Genomic DNA, 20,820 nt, shown 5'->3' on the forward strand with positions numbered 1-20,820 from the left:
AGCCTAGGCGCCGGCGGATTTCGCGGAGGGCCGGACTTGGAATCGCTCCGCTGATACCTTCCCCGAGTAAACGTTCGAATCGCTTGAACTCTTGTGTGGGGAGCACTGTTGTCTGTTCTGCGTAAGCGTTTGATGTCTGTCGCCGGTGTCGCTGCGGCCGCTTCCGCCGCGGCGGTCTTCGCGGCCGGGCCTGCGGCGGCCCAAGTCTTCGACGTCAACACCCGTGCATCCGGTTCCTACCTTGCTTTCGCCGGATCGATGAATTTCCAGAGCGTCGGCGAGCACATCAGCACCTGCGACAACTCTTCGGACGGCGCCGGTGTGATCGGGTACTGGAAGGTTGGCAGCGGCGGCACCGTCCACCCGCTCTATGCCGGTGGGGGCCGGGGCACCTGCGAAAGGGTCAACGCCAGCGCGGGTGAGTCGTCCTACGTCTACTTGAAGGTCTGCATCCGTAACAACGGGAATGTGATCGAGGGCACGTGCAGCGCCTGGGACTCCTTCCCCGCCGGCGCCTGAGGACAGTGGACGCACAGTAATGCGAAGGGCTCGGACACCGTCACGGTGTCCGAGCCCTTCGCATATCCAGGGTCTATTCGGCCAGCTTCGCCAGGGCCGCGTCGATGCGGGTCAGGGACTTCTCCTTGCCCAGGATCTCCAGGGACTCGAAGAGGGGCAGGCCGACCGTGCGGCCCGTGACGGCCACACGGACCGGGGCCTGGGCCTTGCCGAGCTTCAGGCCGTGCTCCTCGCCGGCGGCCAGGACGGCCTCCTTGAGGGACTCGGGGGACGTCCAGTCGGCGGCGTCGAGCTTGGCGCGGGCCGTCGTCAGGAGCGCGGCCGGGTCGCCCTTGCTCATGGCCTTCGTCCAGGACGCCTCGTCCTCGACGGGCTCCTCCAGGAAGAGGAAGTCCACGTTCTCCGTGATCTCGGAGAGGACCTTGATGCGGGTCTGGGCGTGGGGGGCGATGGCCTCCCAGGCCGCCTGGTCGAAGCTCTCGGGGGCCCAGTTGGCGTGCGGGGCCTTCAGCCAGGGCTCACAAGCCGCCGCGAACGCCTTCACGTCCAGCATGCGGATGTGGTCGGCGTTGATCGCCTCGGCCTTCTTCAGGTCGAAGCGGGCCGGGTTGGCGTTCACGTCCGCGAGGTCGAACTTGGCGACCATGTCGGGGATCGAGAAGACGTCCTGGTCCGCGGAGAACGACCAGCCCAGGAGGGAGAGGTAGTTCAGCAGGCCCTCGGGGAGGAAGCCGCGCTCGCGGTAGAGGTTCAGGGACGCCTGCGGGTCACGCTTCGAGAGCTTCTTGTTGCCCTCGCCCATCACGTACGGGAGGTGGCCGAAGGCCGGGGTCTCCTTGGCGATGCCCAGGTCCGTGAGCGCCTTGTAGAGGGCGATCTGGCGCGGGGTCGAGGAGAGGAGGTCCTCGCCGCGCAGGACGTGGGTGATCTCCATCAGGGCGTCGTCGACCGGGTTCACCAGGGTGTAGAGCGGTGCTCCGTTGGCGCGGACGATGCCGTAGTCCGGGAGGTTCTCCGGCTGGACGGTGATCTCGCCGCGGACCAGGTCCGTGAACGTGATCGTCTCGTCGGGCATGCGGAAGCGGACGATGGGCTTGCGGCCCTCGGTCTCGTACGCGGCACGCTGCTCGGTCGTGAGGTCGCGGCAGTGGCCGTCGTAGCCGGACGGCTTGCCGGCGGCGCGGGCGGCCTCGCGGCGCGCGTCCAGCTCCTCCGTGGAGCAGTAGCAGTAGTACGCGCGGCCGGCGTCCAGGAGCTTCTTGGCGACGTCCTGGTAGATGTCCATGCGCTGCGACTGGCGGTACGGCGCGTGCGGGCCGCCGACCTCGGGGCCCTCGTCCCAGTCGAAGCCCAGCCAGCGCATCGTCTCGAGCAGCTGCTCGTACGACTCCTCCGAGTCGCGAGCCGCGTCGGTGTCCTCGATGCGGAAGACCAGGACGCCCTCGTTGTGCCGGGCGTAGGCCCAGTTGAAGAGAGCGGTGCGGACCAGGCCCACGTGGGGGTTGCCGGTCGGCGAGGGACAGAACCGTACGCGTACGGGGGTCGCGTTAGCCACGCTTGATCACCCTGTTGGTGAGAGTGCCGATGCCTTCGATGGTGACGGCGACCTCGTCGCCGACGTTGAGGGGGCCGACGCCTGCCGGGGTGCCCGTGAGGATGACGTCGCCCGGGAGCAGCGTCATGGCCTCGGAGATGTGCACGATCAGGTCCTCGACGGAGCGGACCATGTCGGTCGTACGCCCCAGCTGGCGCTGTTCGCCGTTGACCGTGCACTGGATGGTGAGGTCGGAGGGGTCGAGCTCGGTCTCCACCCAGGGGCCGAGCGGGCAGGAGCTGTCGAAGCCCTTGGCCCTGGCCCACTGCTTCTCGCGCTGCTGGACGTCACGCGCGGTGACATCGTTGGCGCAGGTGTAGCCGAGGATGACGTCGCGGGCGCGCTCGCGCGGGACCTCGCGGCACATGCGGCCGATGACCACGGCCAGCTCGGCCTCGTAGTGCACCTCCTGCGAGAAGGAGGGGTACGCGATGGCGTCGCCGGTGCCGATCACCGAGGTGGACGGCTTGAAGAAGGCGACGGGAACGTCGGGGACCTCGTTGCCGAGTTCCTTGGCGTGGTCGGCGTAGTTGCGGCCGATGCCCACGACCTTGTTGGGGAGCACCGGAGGCAGCAGCCTGACCTTGCTCAGCGGAACCTTCGTGCCGGAGAGCTCGAAGTCCGCGAACGGAATGCCCTTGATGATGTCGAGGACGAGCCCATCGGTCGTTCCGGGGGGGCTTTCGCCCTCGACCGCGCCGAAGGCGACGTTGCCGTCGATGGAGAACCTGGCGATGCGCACGTGTGCCTTGGCCCCTTGCTGGAATGGGTGGAGTCTGACGCTCCAGGCTAACGCGGCAAGGGGGCCGGCCTCCCCTTGTCAGCCCGCTACGGGGGTGGGCTGCTCGGGCACGTCCATCAGGATCGTGCGCTTCGGGTTGGCCGTCACCGCCGGCAGTTCCACCGCGTGCTCCGGCTGGTCGGTGGCCGGCTGGACGTCGTCGGCGTCCGTGAGGTGGGCGAGAGTGGTGCGGCGCGGGTTGGCTATGTTGCGGAACATCGCCGACTTGACGGTCTTCATGTGCTGTTCGTGTCCTGTCCGTTGAGGCGTCGTGGAGGACGCGGGTTGTCGGATACGCCATCCCTGTAAAGCGTCAGGCTAAACATCCAATTCCCGCCCAAAGCCGGGATGAGGCCTTGATCTTGATGTGAGTTTGCTCACGAACTAGCGGGCAAAAGGGGTAATTCAGGCTCGTGTAGAGCTTGTTGGAATCGGACATTGCGCCACTGAAGCCATCATTCCGCTCCCGATCATGAACACTGGGACACTCATCGGCCATGGCCTTCCTGGGTCCAATGGACCGTTTTGCCCCAGATCACTTTCTACGTCTCGTAACGCGCCACTCACACCTAGTCACGGAGGTCGCGGCGCGACACACGGGCCTTGTTGGAGATCCTGCACTGTGCTGGAATTCCCGGGACCGCCGCGGGATCGAACCGGCGCGCAGGGGCGCAACGAAGCGCCGAGTGGCGGCGGGAAAGGGGAGCCAGCGCCGGTCACTCACGACCACCATGGGGCGTTCCGCGCCCCACGACGCCGACACCGTCCCGCCGTTTGTGCGGCAGGACGCCTGGTCCAGAGGTTGCGACGCTAGTGCAGGGACGTTTCAAGAGGGATGGCAGCAGCGCTGCGGCAGAGCCGGAGCGCGGCGGGACCGACCGCGGCTCCTCGGCCCAGCACGCCCAGAACCCCGGGCAGGTTCAGTCCGGCGACACCGGTCGCGGAGCCGGCGGCGTGAGCCTGCCCACGGCATCGGGCGGCACGACGGGCACCGTGAAGTCGCCCACAGGACCCGGCTCGCGAATAGCCCTGCGCAACTGGCGCATCTCCACCCGACTGGTCTCGCTGCTCGCGCTCCCCGTGATCACAGCGACCTCCCTCGGCGCGCTCCGCATCAACGAGTCCATGGACGAGATCCAGCAGCTCAACAACATGAAGCTGCTGACCGACATGACCAAGCGCGCCACCGAGCTGGCCTCCGCGCTCCAGGAGGAGCGCGACCGCTCGGCAGGCCCCCTCGCGCACGGCGCGAACTCGTCGGACTACGTGGTCAAGGGCGCCCGGCAGAAGACCGACCGCGCGTACAACCGCTTCCTGCAGGAGACGCAGGACCTCGACAACACCGACGGCGACAAGGGTCTCCTCGGCGTCCGCGCCAACACCGTCGAGATCACCCAGCAGCTCCAGCAGATCAACAAGGTCCGCAAGGACGCCTACAAGGACGCGAACTCCACCTCCCAGACGGTGGATGCCTACAGCCAGCTCATCGAGCAGCTGCTCTCGCTGTCCTCGGACATGGCGCAGGCGACCAGCAACCCGGACATGATCCAGCGCACCCGCGCCCTGACGGCCTTCTCCTCCGCCAAGGAGTACGCCTCGGTGCAGCGCGCCGTGATCGCCGCCTCCCTCCCCGCGGGCGACGGCACGTTCGGCAAGATCTCCGAGACCGACCGGCGCTACGGCTGGTCCGCCCTCGACAAGGAGGGCTCGGAGCTCCAGGCCTTCAAGGGCATCTACTCGGGCAACGCCGACGAGCTCACCAAGCCCATCGACGGCGGCAACTCCGCCATCAAGGGCGCCGACTCCTACGCCAAGCGTGTGCTTGAGCAGGAGGGCGGCATCAAGCTTCAGGACAAGCGGTCGTACAAGGACTGGGTCGACGCCGACACCACCAAGATCGACGCGATGTCCAAGATCGAGCTCACGCTGCTCAACGAGATGGAGCAGAAGGCCCGCGAGCTGCGCAACGAGTCCGAGCAGGCCGCCATCCTCAACGGTGCGCTGATCCTGCTCGTCCTCGGTGTCTCGCTCGTCGGCGCCTTCGTCGTGGCCCGGTCCATGATCCGCTCGCTGCGGCGCCTCCAGGACACCGCGACCAAGGTCGCCCAGGACCGGCTGCCCGAGCTCGTCAAGCAGCTCTCCGAGGCCGACCCGCAGGACGTCGACACCTCCGTCGAGTCCGTCGGTGTGCACTCCCGGGACGAGATCGGCCAGGTGGCCGCGGCCTTCGACGACGTGCACCGCGAGGCGGTCCGCCTCGCCGCCGAGCAGGCGTTGCTGCGAGGCAACGTCAACGCGATGTTCACCAACCTCTCGCGCCGTTCGCAGGGCCTCATCCAGCGCCAGCTCTCGCTCATCTCCGAGCTGGAGTCGCGCGAGGCCGACCCCGACCAGCTGTCCTCGCTCTTCAAGCTCGACCACCTCGCGACCCGCATGCGCCGTAACGGCGAAAACCTCCTCGTTCTCGCCGGTGAAGAGCCGGGCCGCCGCTGGACCCGGCCCGTTCCGCTCGTCGACGTGCTGCGTGCCGCCGCGTCCGAGGTGGAGCAGTACGAGCGCATCGAACTCTCCGCGGTCCCGACGACCGAGGTCGCCGGACGCGTGGTCAACGACCTCGTGCACCTGCTCGCCGAGCTCCTGGAGAACGCGACGTCGTTCTCCTCGCCGCAGACCAAGGTCAAGGTCACCGGTCACGCGCTGCCCGACGGTCGGGTCCTTATCGAGATCCACGACACCGGCATCGGCCTGTCGCCCGAGGACCTCGCCGCGATCAACGAGCGGCTCGCGTCGCCGCCCACCGTGGACGTCTCGGTCTCGCGCCGCATGGGTCTGTTCGTGGTCGGCCGTCTTTCGCAGCGCCACGGCATCCGCATCCAGCTCCGTCCGTCGGACTCCGGCGGCACGACCGCGCTCGTCATGCTGCCGATCGACGTCGCCCAGGGCGGCAAGAAGGCGCCGAACAAGCCCGGCGCGCCCGGCCCCGGCCAGGGCGGTGGCCCTGTCGCCGCGCAGGCGTCGGCGGGTGCCGCGGCAGCGCGTCGCGGAGTCGGTGCCGGGAACGGCGGCGGCAACGGCGCGCACGGCTCGGCGGGTCCCGCGGGATCCCAGGGCAGGCTCGGCGCCGGACCGCCCCGTGGTCAGGTCGCGGGCGCGGGGCCGCGTGCCGCGCTGCCCTCGCGTGACGCGGGGCCGGGGCCGCGCAACGGTTCGCCGTCCGCTCCGGCGGGCCCGCCCTCCGGTCAGCAGCCTCCCCGTCAGGGTCCGCCCGGACAGGGTGCCGGTGCCCCGGGCTCGTCCGGTGGCAGCCTCTTCGGGGGCGGACAGGGCGGTGGCCGCGGTCCTGCCTCCGCACCGCAGCCTCCCGTGCCCCAGCAGCGTACGAACCCGGTGAACCCCGCGGGTCCGGCGAACCCCGCAGGCCCGGTGCCCCCCGCGGGCCCGGTGAACCCCTCCGCGAACGACGCCGGAGACCAGGGGCGTAGGCCGCAGCTGCCGCCGCGCGGTGGCCCGCGTGCCGAGCTTCCCGGGGGCAACCCCCAGCCGCGCGTGCCCAGTTGGAGCGACGAGAACGCCCAGCCGCAGATATCGCGCGAGCCGATCGACGCCCCGCGTGGGCACGAGGAGCCGGAGTCCACCGGACAGTTCCCGCACCCCTCGGCCGGCGCCGCGCAAGGCCCCGGTTCGACCGCCGAGTTCGCTCGGCCGGACTTCAACGGGCCGCCGCCCGGCACGGCTTCTCCGCAGAACGCGGGCCGGCAGGGTGGTCAGGGCCAAGGTCCGGGGCAGGGACAGGGGCAGCAGGGCACCGGTCAGTTCGTCCGCCCGGACGTCTTCGGTGGGCAGGACTCCTCTTCGGGCACGGGCCAGTTCCAGCGTCCCGGCACGAGCGCTCCCGGCTACAACAGTGGAGCGCCTCGGGGCGGTCAGAACCCTGGTCAGGCTCAGGGCCAGCAGGGTCCCGGTGGTCAGAGCCAGCAGGGCCCCGGCGGTCAGAGCCAGGGCGGTCAGCTCGGCATCCCGCCGGTGCCGCCCCAGCCTCAGCAGCCCGTGCGCCCCTCGCAGCCGGACGAGCTGCCGCCCGCCGGTCCCGGCGACGGCCGTACCCCGCTGTTCGACACGCTGGAGACCAACTGGTTCCAGCAGCAACAACAGCAGCAGCAGCAGCAGCAAGGGCACCAGGGCCCGCAGGGCGGCGACCGCTCCCCCGCGCCCGGCGCCCCCGAGCAGCAGCCCCAGCGGCCGCAGCGGAAGCAGCCCTCGTCGCCCCTTCCGTCGAGGTCGCAGGCACAGCAGCCGCAGAACCCGGCCGCACCCCAGCGCCCGGACACAGCGCCCGCCCCCGCGTCCAACGGAACCGGCGGCGGGAACGGCAGCCACGTGACGAACGGCAGCGCCACCTCCTGGCGCACCTCACCCAACGACGAGCTGGGCCGCCAGGCCGAGCGCGTCCGGAAGCCGTCCGCCGGTGGCATCACCACATCCGGCCTGCCACGCCGCGTCCCGCGAGCCAACCTCGTCGCGGGCACAGCTCAGCAGCAGCAGGACAGCACAGGTCCGCAGGTCTCGCGTGCGCCCGAAGAGGTACGCGGCCGGCTGACGAATCTCCGTCGGGGCATCCAGCAGGGTCGCCAGGCCGGTACCGGCCAGACCGGCAGTTTCCCCACTCACCAGCAGGAGCGTTAGTTGAGTCCGAGCCAGGCGGCACAGAATCTGAACTGGTTGATCACGAACTTCGTGGACAACACCCCCGGGGTGTCGCACACCGTCGTGGTCTCCGCCGACGGCCTGCTTCTGGCGATGTCCGAGGGCTTCCCCCGTGACCGCGCCGACCAGCTGGCCGCGGTCGCGTCGGGTCTGACCTCCCTCACCGCCGGGGCCTCCCGGATCTTCGAGGGCGGCGCCGTCACCCAGACCGTGGTGGAGATGGAGCGGGGGTTCCTCTTCCTCATGTCGGTCTCCGACGGTTCGTCCCTGGCCGTGCTCGCGCACCCCGAGTGCGACATCGGCCTCGTCGGATACGAGATGGCGCTGCTCGTCGACCGCGCGGGCGCCGTCCTCACCCCGGACCTCCGCGCCGAACTGCAGGGCAGCCTGCTGCACTAGCTCTTCTCCATCGGCCGCCCCACCGACCGAACGTACTGACCACCGTCCGGCCAACCTGGTGCCCCCCACCGGCTCTATCAGACGGCAAGCAGACCACCTGCTGTCCCGCCCGGAGGATCCATGACCCCGCCCACCGCCTCTCACGACCCGTACGGCTCTCACGGGTCGTACGGCTACGAAGGCGACCAGCCGCTGGTGCGTCCCTACGCGATGACCGGCGGCCGGACCAGGCCCCGCTACCAGCTCGCGATAGAGGCGCTGGTCAGCACGACGGCCGACCCGGCCCAGCTGATGGGGTTGCTCCCCGAGCACCAGCGCATCTGCCACCTCTGCCGCGAGGTCAAGTCGGTGGCCGAGGTGTCGGCCCTGCTCTCCATGCCGCTCGGCGTGGCCCGGATTCTCGTGGCAGACCTGGCCGAGGCCGGGCTCGTCGCCATTCACCAGCCCGGCGGCGACGAGAACGCCGGCGGTCAGCCAGACGTGACACTGCTCGAAAGGGTGCTCAGTGGACTTCGGAAGCTCTAGCAGCGGCGGAGGCCGCTCCACCACCAGCGCGAAGATCGTGGTGGCGGGCGGCTTCGGCGTGGGCAAGACCACGTTCGTCGGGGCGGTCTCCGAGATCAACCCGCTGCGCACCGAGGCCGTCATGACGTCCGCCTCCGCGGGCATCGACGACCTCACCCACACCGGGGACAAGACCACCACCACGGTGGCCATGGACTTCGGCCGCATCACCCTGGACCAGGACCTGATCCTGTACCTCTTCGGTACGCCCGGACAGGACCGCTTCTGGTTCATGTGGGACGACCTCGTCCGCGGCGCCATCGGCGCTGTCGTACTCGTGGACACCCGCCGTCTCGCCGACTGCTTTCCGGCCGTCGACTACTTCGAGAACAGCGGCCTGCCCTTCGTCATCGCCCTCAACGGCTTCGACGGCCACCAGCCGTACACCCCCGATGAAGTGCGGGAAGCTCTCCAGATCGGCCCGAACACGCCGATCATCACCACCGACGCGCGACACCGTGCGGACGCAAAGAGCGGCCTGATCACGCTGGTCGAACACGCACTTATGGCACGACTCAAGTAGACGAGGCGGTACGGCAGTTGCCGTAGATTCCACAGAGCGGCCTGTGTCTTTTGACACGGACGACCGCTCTGTTCATAACGTTTCGACAGAGAATTCGCCGGGCGCCGCCACGCGTCGCGGTCATTCGGTGTCGCTGTGCGCACAAGAGCCCCGCCTTTTGGCGGGGCTCGCTCTTTTTGACCGTTTTATCTGAGGCTTACACCACTCGGAACTTGCCCTTCTCACTGTTTGGTAGAGGACCCCCTGACGTGCTGGAATGCGCTGAACTGCCCAGTAGCACGGGCCTTGGAGACGACAGCGGGACCGGTGTAGGTCCCGCCGCCGAGAGGTTGTTGGTCGAGTGAGGCGAAGCAAGACGAGCCCCGCACCGCCGCAGACGCGGGATACGCGGGGCAACTTCACCCCGCCGCCGCGCACAGCGGCGTCCCCCACCGATGTGCAGGGCATGGAACCCCCGGCGCCCACCGGCGGCAGAATGTCCCCGCGCAACTGGCGCGTGCCGACCCGCCTGAACGCGATCCTCCTCATACCCGTGCTCGTCGGCCTCGTCATGGGCGGCTTCCAGGTCAAGGGATCGATCGACACCTGGAGCGAAGCCCAGGACGCCGAAGCCACGGCCCGCCTCGTGCAGGCCTCGCTGAACTACGGCAACCGCCTCATCGAAGAGCGCGACATCTCCGCCGCCCCGCTGCTGCGCGGCGACAAGAACGACCCGGCCGTCGTGAAGGCCCGCAAGGCCACCGACAAGGCCGGCGACGAGTTCGACGCCGCCGCCGAGAACATGCCGCAGAAGGAAGGCCTCAAGCGCCGCCTCGACGGCTTCCACAAGGTGGAGCCGGGTCTGCAGTCCCTGCGCCAGGCGGCGTACACCTCCAAGCTCTCCGGCGCGCAGACCGAAGAGGGCTACGTCGCCATCCAGCACCCTCTGATGGAGTTCGCCAACGAGCTCGGTCTGGGCACCGGAAACATCACCAGCTACGGCCGGACCGTCTACGCCATCTCGCTGACCAAGGCGGCGCTCTCCCTTGAGCGCTCCATCGGCATGCACCTGCTGGTCAAGCCGGGCCCCACCGCGAGCAGCTTCGGCAAGCAGAAGGTGGCCCTCTCCTCGTACGCCTACCTCGAGGGCATCGCCATCGAGGAGTACACCGGCGGTGGCACCCCCGAGGACGTCGCCAAGCTCGAGGCCGCCAAGAAGAAGCTGAAGGCCGAGGGCGAGAAGCAGGCCAAGCAGGCCGCCGCGGACGCGAAGGCCCAGGGCAAGACGTTCGTCCCGCCGCCGTCCGCGGAGGAGATGGTCTCGGCCATCGCGACGATGCCGAGCACGCAGCCCAGCGCCCGCGTCACGCTCGCCGGCAAGGGCGTCACCAAGGAAGCCTGGTGGGCCACCACGTCCGCCAAGTTCGACGAGTACCGCACCATCGAGTCCGACCTCGCCGACAAGGCGGTGACCGAGGCGTCGGACATCGCCTCCGACGCCCAGCGCAACGCGTACATCACCGGCGCCATCGTCGTGATCGCGCTGCTCGCCGCCTTCATCCTGGCCGGGATGATGGCCCGCCAGATGTCCAAGGCGATGCGTCAGCTGCGGACCGCCGCCTTCGGCATCGCCGAGCAGCGTCTGCCGATGCTGGTCGACCAGCTCTCGCGCACCGACCCCGGTCGCGTCGACACCCGCGTACAGCCCATCCCGATCTCCTCCACGGACGAGATCGGCGAGGTCGCCCGCGCCTTCGACCAAGTGCACCGCGAGGCCGTTCGGCTCGCCGCCGAGCAGGCCCTGCTCCGAGGCAACATCAACGCGATCTTCACCAACCTCTCGCGCCGTAACCAGTCCCTGATCGAGGGCCAGCTGACCCTCATCACCGACCTGGAGAACAACGAGGCCGACCCGGACCAGCTGGAGAGCCTCTTCCGCCTGGACCACCTGGCCACCCGTATGCGACGCAACGGCGAGAACCTCCTGGTCCTCTCCGGCGAGGAGCCGGGCCGCCGCTGGGACCAGCCGGTCCCGCTGGTCGACGTCCTGCGCGCCGCCTCCTCCGAGGTGGAGCAGTACGAGCGCATCGAGCTCTCCGGCGTCCCGGAGGCCGAGATCCACGGCCTGGCCGTGACCGACCTCGTGCACCTGCTCGCCGAGCTCCTGGAGAACGCCACCACGTTCTCCTCGCCGCAGACCAAGGTCCGCGTCACCGCGACCCGTCTTCCCGACGGCCGCATCATGGTCGAGATCCACGACAAGGGCATCGGCCTCACCGCCGAGGACTTCGCGGACATCAACCACAAGCTGGCCAACCCGCCGACGGTGGACGCCGCGATCTCCCAGCGCATGGGCCTGTTCGTGGTCGGCCGCCTCTCCGAGCGGCACGGCATCCGCGTCCAGCTGCGCCCCTCGGGCGAGCAGGCGGGCACGACATCGCTCGTCATGCTCCCCGACGCCATCACGCACGGCGGCGGCGGCGAACACCAGCTGCCCGAGTCCGAGTTCACGGTCTCCTCGATCATGCCGGAGCAGCAGGCGCCGGAGCAGCCGGCCTTCAACCACCAGCCGATGCGTACGGCGGCCGAGCTGGGCTTCGACGACAGCCGTTACAACGGTGACGCCGTCGAATCCCAGGAGCTCGACCCGGTGGGCCGCTCGCTGATGCGCGAGGAGCGGCGTGCCGCCCTGGAGGCGCAGGCCCAGTCCAGCGACGGCCGTCCGCTCTTCCGCGACGAGATAGCCCCGCAGCAGCAGGGCTTCGACCAGCAGCAGGGCTTCGAGCAGGAGCAGGGCGGCTACGAGCCCGCATACGACCAGCAGGCTCCGGTGTACGACGAGTACGACCAGGGTCAGGCCGTGCAGCCGGCGTACGACGAAGGACCCGCTGGGTACTACCCGGCGCAGGACGGCTACCAGGACGCCCCCTATACGGAGGCCGGTCACGACGATCAGGCTGCTCATACGGGCGCCGTCTCCGAGGCTTTCGTGGCCTACCCGGACCGCTCCCACCAGGACGACTGGCCCTCACGTGACGGATACGAGAACAACCCGGGCGCGTATCAGGCCGAGTACTCTCCGGAACCGGAATCCGCTCCGGCGGCTCCCGCGAACGGCGCCGACCGCGTAGGCTTCGAGCGTCCCGGGCCGGTCCCGTCCGCGGTCCACGACACCACCGCCGCAGGTCTCCCGCGCCGCGGCTCCAACGGCGCGGCGGGCGGCGACAGCATCCCGGCCCCGGTCGGCGACGCGTTCGGCAACAACACCGGTGACGCGTTCGGCAACACCACCGGCAACAGTGACAGCAACTGGCGTTCGTCGCCCAACGACGACCGCTGGCAGCGCGCCGAGTCGCTGAAGGAGCCCAAGGCGGGTGGCATCACCCCGTCCGGTCTCCCGAAGCGGGTACCCAAGGCCAATCTGGTCGAGGGCACGGCGGAACAGACCCCACAGGGCGGCCCACAGGTCTCCCGCGACCCCGAGGACGTTCGGGGTCGGCTGAGCAACCTGCGCCGCGGCGTCCAGCGAGGACGCAGCGCAGGCAGTGACACCACGAATGGCCAGGACACCGGTAATCACCGCGGTGGCCCTGACAGCACCTACAACCAGGAGCGTTAGTGTGAGCCCGATGAGCCAGGCGGCGCAGAACCTGAACTGGTTGATCACCAACTTCGTGGACAACACCCCTGGGGTGTCCCACACGGTGGTGGTCTCCGCCGACGGACTCCTTCTGGCGATGTCCGAAGGCTTCCCCCGCGACCGAGCCGACCAGCTCGCGGCCGTCGCATCCGGTCTGACCTCCCTCACCGCCGGGGCCTCCCGGATCTTCGAGGGCGGTTCCGTGACCCAGACCGTTGTGGAGATGGAGCGAGGATTTCTCTTCCTTATGTCCATCTCCGACGGCTCCTCGCTGGCCGTCCTCGCCCACCCGGATGCGGACATCGGTCTCATTGGGTACGAGATGGCACTTCTTGTCGACCGTGCCGGCACCGTACTCACGCCCGACCTCCGTGCGGAGCTGCAGGGGAGCCTTCTCAACTAGTAGACGTTCGGTGCGTTTTCGCGTCCCTTGGCCGTAAGGTTTCGAGACGCGGCTCCAGATTGATGGTGCCCGGCACAGTCGGAGGAGGAGTACGTGGCAGGCTCAGGAACACCCCCGGACGGTTCGTCATCGGCCAACTGGTCGCCTGGTCACGGCCAGGGGCAGGGGCCGCACGACGGGGCGCCCAACCGTTACAACTTCCCCTCCGCGCCCAGCCAGCACCGCAGGCCCTACCAGCAGCCGCAGCAGCCGGGCCCCCGCCAGAGCCCGTACGAGCAGCCTCACACCCCCAGGATCCAGCCAGTGCAACCACAGCGACGCGCCCCTGAACCGGCGCCCGCGGGTGCCGCGAGCAACCCCCTGGTGCGCCCGTACGCCATGACGGGCGGACGCACCAGGCCTCGCTACCAGCTCGCCATCGAGGCGCTGGTGCACACCACCGCCCAACCGCACCAGCTGCAGGGCCAGTTGCCCGAGCATCAGCGGATCTGCAATCTGTGCCGCGAGATCAAGTCAGTCGCTGAGATCTCGGCACTTCTCACCATTCCTCTCGGCGTCGCCCGAATCCTCGTAGCCGACCTGGCGGAGGCCGGACTTGTCGCCATTCACCAGCCCGGCGGCGACGAGTCCGCCGGCGGCCAGCCAGACGTGACACTGCTCGAAAGGGTGCTCAGTGGACTTCGCAAGCTCTAGCGGCGGAGCAACAGCTCGCTCCACCACCTCCGCGAAGATCGTGGTGGCGGGCGGCTTCGGCGTGGGCAAGACCACGTTCGTCGGGGCGGTCTCTGAGATCAACCCGCTGCGCACCGAGGCCGTCATGACGTCCGCCTCCGCGGGCATCGACGACCTCACCCACACCGGGGACAAGACGACGACGACCGTCGCCATGGACTTCGGCCGCATCACCCTGGACCAGGACCTGATCCTGTACCTCTTCGGTACGCCCGGACAGGACCGCTTCTGGTTCATGTGGGACGACTTGGTCCGTGGCGCCATCGGCGCGGTGGTTCTGGTCGACACCCGCCGTCTCGCCGACTGCTTCCCCGCCGTCGACTACTTCGAGAACTCGGGCCTGCCCTTCGTCATCGCCCTCAACGGCTTCGACGGCCACCAGCCGTACACGCCGGACGAGGTCCGTGAGGCGCTGCAGATCGGCCCGGACGCCCCCATCATCACGACGGACGCGCGGCATCGCGCTGACGCGAAGAGCGCGCTGATCACGCTCGTGGAGCACGCGTTGATGGCGCGGCTGCGTTAGCGGTCCTTACTTGTACGCCGCTGGGCCCCGCACCGTCAGGTGGTGCGGGGCCCAGTGTCTTTGTCTGCGGGCCGGGATGCCTGGGGCCCGCCGCTTCGCGGCGGATGTCGCCCACCCGCCCACCCGATCACCCTGCATCCACCCCTGAACGAACAAGCCTTCCCGCCCACCCACCCGATTGCCCCGCACCCGCCCCTGCACGAACAAGCTTCCCCCTGCGGGGTGACGGGTGGGCGGAAGGGGGCGTCTGCTCGTCCAGAGGCGGACGCGGGGTGAACGGGCGGGGCGGGGGCGCCTGTTCGTCCAGAGGCGGATGCGGGGTGAACGGGTGGGCGGGTGGGAAGGTCCGTCCGTTCAGGGGCGGAGTGCGGGGCGAACGGGCGGGCGGGGACGTCTGTTCGTCCAGAGGCGGACCCGGGGCGATCGGGTGGGCGGGTGGGAGCGCCTGTTCGTCCAGAGGCGGACCCGGGGTTAACGGGCGGGCGGGGGCGCCTTTTCGTCCAGGGGCGGAATCGGAGTGAACAGGCCGGCGGGAGATTCGTCGCCCAGCGGGAGGGCGGGGGCACAGCAGGGCCCCGCGCCGGTAGCGGTGCGGGGCCCTGGGGGTGTCGTGGGGCGGAGGGGCTAGCCCTGCCAGCTGTGCGGGGCGCGGAAGCCGGGCGAGCGCTCCAAGCGGCGCCAGCCGGCCTTGTCGCGGCCTCGGCGGGGCGTGGAGGCCTGCGCGGTGGCGGCGGCGCTACGGGCCAGCAGGATCGCCGTGATGGCGGCGACTTCCTCGGGCTCGGCGTGGCCCTTCTCGACGCGGATGTCGGGAGCGGGAGTGTTCATGTGCAGCGTTCTCCTTGTGGGCTACTGCAGGAATTACTGCGGGGGGTTGCCGTGCTTGCGGGACGGCAGGTCCGCGTGCTTGTTGCGGAGCATCGCGAGGGAGCTGATGAGCACCTCGCGGGTGGCGGCGGGGTCGATGACGTCGTCGACCAGGCCGCGCTCGGCGGCGTAGTAGGGGTGCATGAGCTCGGCCTTGTACTCCTTGACCATCTTCTGCCGCATGGCCTCGGGGTCCTCGGCCGCCGCGATCTGCCGACGGAAGATGACGTTGGCGGCGCCCTCGGCGCCCATCACCGCGATCTCGTTGGTGGGCCAGGCGTAGGTGAGGTCGGCGCCGATGGACTGGGAGTCCATGACGATGTAGGCGCCGCCGTAGGCCTTGCGCAGGATCAGCGAGATGCGCGGCACGGTGGCGTTGCAGTACGCGTACAGGAGCTTCGCGCCGTGACGGATGATGCCGCCGTGCTCCTGGTCGACGCCCGGCAGGAAGCCCGGCACGTCGAGCAGCGTCACGATCGGGATGTTGAAGGCGTCGCACATCTGCACGAAGCGGGCCGCCTTCTCGGAGGCCTCGATGTCCAGGACACCGGCCAGCGACTGCGGCTGGTTGGCGACGATGCCGACGACCTTGCCGTCCAGGCGGGCCAGGGCGCAGATGATGTTGCGCGCCCAGCGCTCGTGGACCTCTAGGTAGTCGCCGTCGTCGACGAGCTCTTCGATGACCTTGGCCATGTCGTACGGACGGTTGCCGTCGGCCGGGACCAGGTCGAGCAGGACCTCCGAGCGGCGGTCCGCCGGGTCGTCCGACTCGTGGGTGGGCGGGTTCTCGCGGTTGTTCGAGGGCAGCATCGCGATGAGGTAGCGGACCTCGGCGAGGCAGGTCTCCTCGTCGTCGTACGCGAAGTGGGCGACGCCCGAGGTCTCGGCGTGCACGTCCGCACCGCCCAGGCCGTTCTGCGTGATCTCCTCGCCGGTCACCGCGCGGACCACGTCCGGGCCGGTGATGAACATCTGCGAGGTCTCGCGGACCATGAAGACGAAGTCCGTGAGGGCGGGCGAGTACGCGGCGCCGCCCGCACACGGGCCCAGCATCACCGAGATCTGCGGGATGACACCGGACGCCTTGGTGTTGCGCTGGAAGATGCCGCCGTACCCGGCGAGCGCGGAGACGCCCTCCTGGATGCGGGCGCCGGCACCGTCGTTCAGGGAGACCAGCGGGGCACCGGCCGCGATGGCCATGTCCATGATCTTGTGGATCTTCGTGGCGTGCGCCTCGCCGAGCGCGCCGCCGAAGATGCGGAAGTCGTGGGCGTACACGAAGACCGTGCGGCCCTCGACGGTGCCCCAGCCGGTGATGACACCGTCGGTGTACGGCTTCTTGGCCTCCAGGCCGAACCCGGTCGCCCGGTGCCGGCGCAACTGCTCGACCTCCTGGAACGACCCCGCGTCCAGCAGCAGCTCGATCCGCTCGCGTGCGGTCAGCTTGCCCTTGGCGTGCTGGGCCTTCGTCGCCTTCTCACTCGGGCCGCGCAGCGCCTCGGCACGGATCGCGTGCAGCTCGGCCACGCGTCCACGCGCGTCGGTGGGCTCGCCTTCGGGAGAAGAAGCGGTGTCGTCCAAAACGGTCATGTAGTGACCTTACGAAGTGCACCTAGAGAAACGGACCGTCGACTCTGCACAGTCTCCGGCCCGTTTTCCTGGCACCCCCGAACAGAAGCCCTTCGCTGTCCACGCGAAGTGACTGCTCAGAGGCGTCTGCAGCTGTAGGGATTCCACAAAGGAGTGCGTGAGAGACAGCTCACAGGTGGCGGGGTGGGCCGTGTCTTTGCGTGATGACTTCGACGCGTACCGCTATAGGTTGAATGTTGAACTGAATCGCGTTAGAGTCAATCTCGTTGAACATTCAACAGATACCTCCCCCGCAGCTCGCAGCTCGGGCTTCCCGCCCGTAGCTCGTCCCCCAAGGAGCAGTCATGGGTCTCTTCGGCCGCAAGAACGAAACCGCCACCTCCCCCGCGATCCCCTCCGCCACCGGCACGGTCGCCGCCCCGGTCAACCCGGAGCTGGCCGCCCTGACCGGCGAGTACGCGATCGACCCCTCGCACACGTCGATCGGCTTCGTCGCCCGTCACGCCATGGTCACGAACGTCAAGGGCTCCTTCACCGACGTCGCGGGCACGCTGCACCTGGACGGCACCGACCCGTCCCGCTCGACGGCCTCCATCGACATCAAGATGGAGAGCATCGACACCGGCAGCGCCGACCGCGACGGGCACCTGAAGAGCGCGGACTTCTTCAAGACCGACGAGTTCCCGGAGATGACCTTCCGCTCCACGAAGGCGGAGGCACTGGGTGGCGACGACTACCGCATCACCGGCGACCTGACGATCCTCGGCACCACGAAGCCGCTCGCCATCGACCTGGAGTTCAACGGCTCGGCCACGGACCCCTTCGGGAACCAGCGGGTCGGCTTCGAGGGCAAGGCGGAGATCCTTCGCTCCGAGTGGGGCCTCACGTGGAACGCCGCGCTGGAGACGGGCGGAGTGCTCGTCTCGGACAAGATCAAGCTGAGCTTCGACATCTCCGCGATTCGTTCCGGCTCCTGAGCCCGGGCGTTTGTGGGGGGGAGCCTTCGTGGCTCCTATACCGTTCGGGGCGTGGTCGAGTTCATACAGCAACTGCCCGCCCTGATCGGCGTGATCGTCGGTGCGCTCGGTTCGTACCTGGCGATCACCCGAGGGGACCGAGCCCGTTTCCAGCGTGAGCAGGCCGCCCGTTGGGAGGAGCGGCGCCTCGCCGTCTACGGCGACTACGCCCGCGTGGTGAAGCAGGCGGTCACCCTCACCTACCGCGTCGCGGCCCACCTCGGCAACGACCCGCACCCGCACCCCCTGTCCCCCGAGGAGGCGGCGCCCCACCTCGCGGAGGCCGCCATCGCGCGGGACCCGGCCGGTGAGGCGCTGTTGATGCTCGGCACTCCCGACGTGGTGGACAAGGCGCGAGTCTGGGTCCTCACCGTCGTCGAGATGGAGCGCTTCCTGCGCGACGGCATCCGGGATCCCGAGGCGTGGTCCACCCTCCTGGAGCGCCAGCGGACCACACGTGAGGGCTATTACCAGGCCGTACGGCGCGACTTGGCGCTTCCGCCCGGGCATTCGGGGAGCTGGCCGGTCTCACCGTCGCAGAACAATGCCTGAGCCTGCTTCACCCATTCACCCTTGCCCTTGCCCTTGCCCTTGCCCTTGCCCTTGCCCTTGCCCTGGGGCGCGGTCCAACTTCTAGCGTCACGCGCATGACCACACAGCAGGAACACCAGCGCAGGCTCGGCAGCGGGTTCGGGGCGCTGAGCACGGCGGACGACGTGCTCAAAGGGATCGACCTCTCGGGCAGGACGGCTCTTGTCACCGGCGGTTACTCGGGCCTCGGCCTGGAGATCACCCGGGCGTTCGCCCGGGCCGGCGCACACGTCGTCGTCCCGGCACGCAGGCCCGGCGTCGCACGCGAGGCGCTGCGGGGCGTGGACCGCGTGGAGGTGCGGGAGCTGGACCTGGCGGACCAGGACAGCGTCAGGCACTTCGCGGACCGCTTCCTGGCGGCGCACCGCACCCTCGACATCCTCGTCAACAACGCGGGCGTGATGGCCTGCCCCGAGACCCGCGTGGGCCCGCACGGCACCTGGGAATCCCACTTCGCGATCAATCACCTGGGCCACTTCGCCCTGACCAACCGCCTCTACCCGGCGCTGAGTCGGGGCACGGCCGCACGCGTGGTGTCCGTCGCCTCGTCCGGCCACTTCCTCTCCGACATCCGCTGGAGGGACCCTCACTTCCACGAGGGCTACGACCGCTGGCTCGCCTACGCCCAGTCCAAGACGGCGAACGCCCTCTTCGCCGTACATCTCGACTCCCTGGGCGCGGCAGGCAGCGGCCCACGGGCCTTCGCCGTCCACCCCGGCAGCATCCTCACGCCCCTCCAACGCCACATCCCCCGCGAGGAACAGATCGCGCAGGGCTGGGTGAGTGCCGACGGGACGCCGGCGCAGGGCTTCAAGTCGCCGGCGCGGGGCGCGGCCACTGCGGTGTGGGCGGCGACGTCGCCGCTGCTCGACGCTCATGGCGGCGCGTACTGCCAGGACTGCGATGTGGCGGAGCCCGCCATGACGCAGGACATGCTGATCGGCGGCGTCAAGCCGTGGGCGACGGACCGTGAGGCCGCGGCGCGCCTGTGGCAACTCTCCCTGGAGATCACGGGGTTGGGTGATCTGTCATCATGACCGCATGACGGCCCCTGACCCGCACGAGTGGATCACCATCGCGGCGTACGAGAACACCTCCGGCCGCCCCCGGCCCCCGGCGGCCGTCCGCGCTTGACTGCGTGAGCGGGGCATCGACTGGATGCCCTTCACGCCGGACGAGATGTACTGGGACCACATGTGCGGCCCCGGCCCCGACGGCCACTGGCGCGGCTCTTTCGTGATCCATGTCCGGGCTGACGCACTGCGCCCCCTGGGCCTGCATCCGGACCAGCCCATGTCCCGAGTCGTCGGCCCCTCGCCGCCGAAGTGGTGGCACGCGGCGGCAGAGCGGCGGTGGGGCCAGGGCCCTACGGCCGGACTGATGTGGTGTGAGTCAGGATCGCTTCCGCGAGCGGGCGCTGGACCGCCGGGGGCAGCGCGTGGCCCATGCCCGTGATCTCCACCAGGTGCGCGCTGCCGCCGCCGATGACTTGTGCCAGGTGGTGCGGGTGCGGGGGCGGGAACACCGGCTCGGCCGGGGCGGAGACGACGAGCGTGGGGACCTTCGTACCGGCCAGTTCGCCGGTGCGGAGCATGTGGGAGTCGTCGGCTCGGGCGTGGGCGGTGGAGGCGACGTGGGTGCCGGTGTGCTCGATGATCCGGCGCTCCAGTTCCCGGAAGTACGAATCGTCCACGTCGAGTTGGCGGCCGTTCAGGACGCGCCAGTGCTCCACCCTGCGGTCGAGCTCGGCCTCGACCCCCTTGTCCTCCACCGGCCGGGACCACATCTCCAGGACCTCCGGAGCGATGCCGGGGAGTTGACCTACGGGGATCAAGGTTCCGTCAGGTGCCACGTACGGAGTGTCGCTGAGCGCGCAGGTGCCGATGAGCGTGGCGCTGAGGACGTGCTCGGGGTGGTCGGCGAGGACCAGTTGGGTCAGCATTCCGCCGAGGGACATGCCCACCAGGTGCGCGCGCTCCACTCCCCAGCCGTTCAGGACGGCTATGGCATCCCAGGCCAAGTCGGTGACGGGGTAAGGGTGTTGGTCAAAGTTGGTGGTGGAGCGCCCCGTGTCCCGGTGGTCGTAACGGATGACCTGATGCCGGTCGGCGAGTGCGTCGACCAGGGCGTCGGGCCAGCCGAGACCAGATGCCTGGGCGCCCATGATCAGGAGCAGCGCGGGAGCGTCGGGCGCGCCACGTCGCTCCGTCCACAGGCGGACGCCCGGGGCGGCTTCGACGTACTGCTGCTGTTGTTGCTGTTGCCGCATGGGGTGACCTTCCGAAGCAACGAGGCGCTCGTTTAGACGATACGTATCGTCTCGTAAGCGCCTCGCCTGGTCAACCCCCGGACAGCCTCACCCCCGGTCAGCCCCGGCCGCCCCGGCCTCCCC

The 20,820-nt window shown here is 69.4% G+C and carries 18 protein-coding genes; 12 read left to right on the top strand and 6 right to left on the bottom strand.

Annotated features, from left to right (window positions below; genetic code table 11):
* The first annotated feature begins 93 nt into the window (after window positions 1-93).
* Window positions 94-519, top strand: a complete 426-nt coding sequence (locus tag AB0I94_RS19055; protein ID WP_363310716.1) for a hypothetical protein — start codon at window positions 94-96, stop codon at window positions 517-519.
* A gap of 73 nt (window positions 520-592) precedes the next feature.
* On the opposite strand, the gene gltX is transcribed toward AB0I94_RS19055, so the two are convergent.
* The 3 genes from gltX to AB0I94_RS19070 form a co-directional block, all read right to left on the bottom strand.
* On the bottom strand, window positions 593-2,074 hold the full coding sequence (gene gltX, locus AB0I94_RS19060) for a glutamate--tRNA ligase (RefSeq protein WP_363310718.1): 1,482 nt from the start codon (window positions 2,072-2,074) through the stop codon (window positions 593-595).
* Entirely contained in the window at window positions 2,067-2,855 is a 789-nt protein-coding gene (locus AB0I94_RS19065) for a fumarylacetoacetate hydrolase family protein (protein WP_363310720.1), read from the bottom strand. The genes gltX and AB0I94_RS19065 overlap by 8 nt, the downstream gene beginning before the upstream one ends.
* Before the next feature lie 78 nt (window positions 2,856-2,933).
* A complete protein-coding gene (locus tag AB0I94_RS19070; protein WP_363310721.1) occupies window positions 2,934-3,134 on the bottom strand; it encodes a hypothetical protein in 201 nt (66 codons plus the stop codon).
* A gap of 573 nt (window positions 3,135-3,707) precedes the next feature.
* On the opposite strand from AB0I94_RS19070, the gene AB0I94_RS19075 reads away from it, so the two are divergent.
* The 8 genes from AB0I94_RS19075 to AB0I94_RS19110 all read left to right on the top strand — a co-directional run bounded on the left by AB0I94_RS19075 (window position 3,708) and on the right by AB0I94_RS19110 (window position 14,364).
* A complete protein-coding gene (locus AB0I94_RS19075) occupies window positions 3,708-7,577 on the top strand; it encodes a nitrate- and nitrite sensing domain-containing protein (protein WP_363310722.1) in 3,870 nt (1,289 codons plus the stop codon).
* On the top strand, window positions 7,578-7,997 hold the full coding sequence (locus AB0I94_RS19080; protein WP_098244998.1) for a roadblock/LC7 domain-containing protein: 420 nt from the start codon (window positions 7,578-7,580) through the stop codon (window positions 7,995-7,997). It abuts the gene before it with no gap.
* A 120-nt stretch (window positions 7,998-8,117) separates the two neighbouring features.
* The gene (locus AB0I94_RS19085; protein WP_363310723.1) at window positions 8,118-8,522 is read left to right on the top strand and encodes a DUF742 domain-containing protein; all 405 of its coding nucleotides are present in this window, start codon (window positions 8,118-8,120) and stop codon (window positions 8,520-8,522) included.
* Window positions 8,503-9,084: an ATP/GTP-binding protein gene (locus AB0I94_RS19090; RefSeq protein WP_363310724.1), complete on the top strand. Its 582-nt coding sequence runs from the start codon at window positions 8,503-8,505 to the stop codon at window positions 9,082-9,084. The genes AB0I94_RS19085 and AB0I94_RS19090 overlap by 20 nt, the downstream gene beginning before the upstream one ends.
* A 445-nt stretch (window positions 9,085-9,529) precedes the next feature.
* On the top strand, window positions 9,530-12,682 hold the full coding sequence (locus tag AB0I94_RS19095) for a nitrate- and nitrite sensing domain-containing protein (protein WP_363310725.1): 3,153 nt from the start codon (window positions 9,530-9,532) through the stop codon (window positions 12,680-12,682).
* A 10-nt stretch (window positions 12,683-12,692) separates the two neighbouring features.
* Complete coding sequence (locus AB0I94_RS19100; RefSeq protein ID WP_135330751.1) at window positions 12,693-13,106, top strand: roadblock/LC7 domain-containing protein; 414 nt, start codon at window positions 12,693-12,695, stop codon at window positions 13,104-13,106.
* A gap of 93 nt (window positions 13,107-13,199) precedes the next feature.
* Complete coding sequence (locus AB0I94_RS19105) at window positions 13,200-13,799, top strand: DUF742 domain-containing protein (RefSeq protein ID WP_160507408.1); 600 nt, start codon at window positions 13,200-13,202, stop codon at window positions 13,797-13,799.
* Window positions 13,780-14,364 (top strand): ATP/GTP-binding protein, encoded by a 585-nt coding sequence (locus AB0I94_RS19110; protein ID WP_363310726.1) that lies wholly within the window; start codon window positions 13,780-13,782, stop codon window positions 14,362-14,364. The genes AB0I94_RS19105 and AB0I94_RS19110 overlap by 20 nt, the downstream gene beginning before the upstream one ends.
* A gap of 624 nt (window positions 14,365-14,988) precedes the next feature.
* Here the strand turns inward: AB0I94_RS19110 and AB0I94_RS19115 are convergent.
* Together AB0I94_RS19115 and AB0I94_RS19120 are read right to left on the bottom strand one after the other, a co-directional pair.
* Window positions 14,989-15,192: an acyl-CoA carboxylase subunit epsilon gene (locus tag AB0I94_RS19115; protein WP_363310727.1), complete on the bottom strand. Its 204-nt coding sequence runs from the start codon at window positions 15,190-15,192 to the stop codon at window positions 14,989-14,991.
* A gap of 33 nt (window positions 15,193-15,225) precedes the next feature.
* Window positions 15,226-16,821, bottom strand: a complete 1,596-nt coding sequence (locus tag AB0I94_RS19120; protein ID WP_363310728.1) for an acyl-CoA carboxylase subunit beta — start codon at window positions 16,819-16,821, stop codon at window positions 15,226-15,228.
* Between the two features lie 344 nt (window positions 16,822-17,165).
* On the opposite strand from AB0I94_RS19120, the gene AB0I94_RS19125 reads away from it, so the two are divergent.
* From AB0I94_RS19125 to AB0I94_RS19135, 3 genes are all read left to right on the top strand, one after another.
* Complete coding sequence (locus tag AB0I94_RS19125) at window positions 17,166-17,798, top strand: YceI family protein (protein WP_363310729.1); 633 nt, start codon at window positions 17,166-17,168, stop codon at window positions 17,796-17,798.
* Between the two features lie 51 nt (window positions 17,799-17,849).
* Complete coding sequence (locus AB0I94_RS19130) at window positions 17,850-18,389, top strand: hypothetical protein (protein ID WP_363310730.1); 540 nt, start codon at window positions 17,850-17,852, stop codon at window positions 18,387-18,389.
* A 95-nt stretch (window positions 18,390-18,484) separates the two neighbouring features.
* Window positions 18,485-19,465: an SDR family NAD(P)-dependent oxidoreductase gene (locus AB0I94_RS19135; protein ID WP_363310731.1), complete on the top strand. Its 981-nt coding sequence runs from the start codon at window positions 18,485-18,487 to the stop codon at window positions 19,463-19,465.
* Between the two features lie 329 nt (window positions 19,466-19,794).
* On the opposite strand, the gene AB0I94_RS19140 is transcribed toward AB0I94_RS19135, so the two are convergent.
* Window positions 19,795-20,697 carry an alpha/beta hydrolase gene (locus AB0I94_RS19140; protein ID WP_363310732.1) on the bottom strand — a complete coding sequence of 301 codons (903 nt, stop codon included), beginning with the start codon at window positions 20,695-20,697 and terminating at the stop codon, window positions 19,795-19,797.
* Window positions 20,698-20,820 lie beyond the last annotated feature (123 nt).

Source organism: Streptomyces sp. NPDC050147 (genome assembly GCF_040660195.1).
Classification (GTDB): Bacteria; Actinomycetota; Actinomycetes; order Streptomycetales; family Streptomycetaceae; genus Streptomyces.